Annotated in this window: 1 protein-coding gene and 12 tRNA genes; all 13 read left to right on the top strand. The window is 38.2% G+C overall.

Features of this window, described 5'->3' with window-relative positions; translation table 11 throughout:
• Position 1 precedes the first annotated feature (1 nt).
• A tRNA-Gly gene (locus I4V16_RS17265) sits at positions 2-76 on the top strand.
• 6 nt (positions 77-82) lie between these two features.
• Positions 83-156: transfer RNA gene (locus I4V16_RS17260), tRNA-Gly, on the top strand.
• A 6-nt stretch (positions 157-162) separates the two neighbouring features.
• Positions 163-236 (top strand) — tRNA-Gly (locus I4V16_RS17255).
• A 6-nt stretch (positions 237-242) separates the two neighbouring features.
• Positions 243-316 (top strand) — tRNA-Gly (locus tag I4V16_RS17250).
• A gap of 11 nt (positions 317-327) precedes the next feature.
• Positions 328-404: transfer RNA gene (locus I4V16_RS17245), tRNA-Arg, on the top strand.
• A gap of 5 nt (positions 405-409) precedes the next feature.
• Positions 410-485, top strand: a tRNA-Lys gene (locus I4V16_RS17240).
• Between the two features lie 7 nt (positions 486-492).
• Positions 493-568: transfer RNA gene (locus I4V16_RS17235), tRNA-His, on the top strand.
• A 5-nt stretch (positions 569-573) separates the two neighbouring features.
• Positions 574-648, top strand: a tRNA-Gln gene (locus tag I4V16_RS17230).
• Between the two features lie 3 nt (positions 649-651).
• Positions 652-727: transfer RNA gene (locus I4V16_RS17225), tRNA-Lys, on the top strand.
• Between the two features lie 4 nt (positions 728-731).
• Positions 732-815, top strand: a tRNA-Leu gene (locus tag I4V16_RS17220).
• A gap of 3 nt (positions 816-818) precedes the next feature.
• Positions 819-892 (top strand) — tRNA-Gly (locus I4V16_RS17215).
• A 122-nt stretch (positions 893-1,014) separates the two neighbouring features.
• Positions 1,015-1,090 (top strand) — tRNA-Arg (locus tag I4V16_RS17210).
• A 211-nt stretch (positions 1,091-1,301) separates the two neighbouring features.
• A complete protein-coding gene (locus tag I4V16_RS17620; RefSeq protein ID WP_271819510.1) occupies positions 1,302-1,430 on the top strand; it encodes a hypothetical protein in 129 nt (42 codons plus the stop codon).
• The last annotated feature ends 502 nt before the right edge of the window (positions 1,431-1,932 follow it).

Genomic DNA, 1,932 nt, shown 5'->3' with positions numbered 1-1,932 from the left:
TGCGGAAGTGGCTCAATGGTAGAGCGCCACCTTGCCAAGGTGGATGTTGCGGGTTCGAGTCCCGTCTTCCGCTCCATAATGTGCGGGTATCGTATATCGGTAATACTCCAGCCTTCCAAGCTGGAAAGGTGGGTTCGATTCCCACTACCCGCTCCATAACATGCAGGTATCGTATATCGGTAATACTCCAGCCTTCCAAGCTGGAAAGGTGGGTTCGATTCCCACTACCTGCTCCATAACATGCGGGTATCGTATATCGGTAATACTCCAGCCTTCCAAGCTGGAAAGGTGGGTTCGATTCCCACTACCCGCTCCATTAAAAAATATGCGTCTTTAGCTCAGCTGGATAGAGCAACGCCCTTCTAAGGCGTGGGCCAGGAGTTCGAATCTCTTAAGACGCACCATTTATGCGCTATTAGCTCAGTTGGTAGAGCACCTGACTCTTAATCAGGGTGTCCCGGGTTCGAATCCCTGATGGCGCACCATTTTGTGGTGAATGTAGTTCAGTTGGTAGAGCGCTAGTTTGTGGCACTGGTTGTCGTGGGTTCGAGTCCCATCGTTCACCCCATACGTAGGGATATCGCCAAGCGGTAAGGCACCACACTTTGACTGTGGCATTCGTAGGTTCAAATCCTGCTATCCCTGCCATGTGGTTTACTAGCTCAGTCGGTAGAGCACTTGACTTTTAATCAAGGTGTCCGGGGTTCGATTCCCCGGTAAGCCACCAAAATGCAGATGTGGCGGAATTGGCAGACGCACTAGACTTAGGATCTAGCGCCTTTGGCGTGGGGGTTCGACTCCCTTCATCTGCACCATATGCGGGTATCGTATATCGGTAATACTCCAGCCTTCCAAGCTGGAAAGGTGGGTTCGATTCCCACTACCCGCTCCAAAGAAAAGCAACTTAAATAAGTTGCTTTTTTTGTTTTGTTCTGAAATATAGTTGTTTACTATTGTTATATTCTATTGGTAATATATAATTATAAGGTAAATAATATAATAAAGATAAAATATGCTCCTATAACTCAGGTGGATAGAGTGCAGGACTTCGAATCCTGATGCCCCCGTTCAAATCGGGGTAGGAGTACCAAAGGGCTGTTGCACTAAATAATTAGTGGATAGCTCTTTTTTTGTTCTTATTGTGGATAACTTCAATATTTTAATGTTACTAAAGTTTATTTGTTCCTAAAGAATAAAAAATAAAATATATACCGCTGAAAGATCTTTCTCAGATAAGCTTCAGAGGCTGTAATGAGGAAGTTCTATTTACTGAATTAAAATTTGGAATATAACTTATGCAGATGGGCGAAAAAATACTAGAATTCAATTATCTTATTTTAGATATAGAAGAAAGTGATATATCATCAATAAATATAATTAAAGTTATGTTTGCGTTAAGAAAGCTTATTTATATGAAAAATTCTAAGTGAATATAAAAGGAAGCTTTCGTATGAACTTTTACTAGAAGGTGCAATTGCACCTTTTTATATTATATAAGAAATTAATATTGTTAGATATGTGTAAGTAGCATTGGAGGGAATAAGTTTATAGTAGCCTAAGGTAAAAATGCAAATATATAATGTTATAAAATTTAAATACTATTTGGTATATTATAAGGAAAATAAATATAAACTATGCCAAGTGTATCATTAATAGAAAATGATTATAAAAAAGAGAATTTTAAAGAAATCAATAATTAATTAAATATAATTACATATAATACTTATGTAAAGAGATAAAGCTGTGATAGAATAGTCCTTGTCCTTCGGGAAAGCAGTCAAAAAAACTTGAAAAAAGTTGTTGACAGTTAAAACGAAGAGTGATAAGATAAAAAAGTCGCTGAAAGGCGCAGAGATCTTTGAAAATTGAACAGAATATAAAGTTAAAAACCAGCAATTCTTTTTTACGAGTAAACTTGAGAAATCAAGTTGT

Source organism: Clostridium sp. 1001283B150210_160208_E6 (genome assembly GCF_015669365.1).
In the GTDB taxonomy this organism is placed as follows: Bacteria; Bacillota; Clostridia; order Clostridiales; family Clostridiaceae; genus Clostridium; species Clostridium paraputrificum.
Note: the sequence above shows the minus strand (reverse complement) of the source record. Positions and strands in the feature narration are given on the sequence as shown.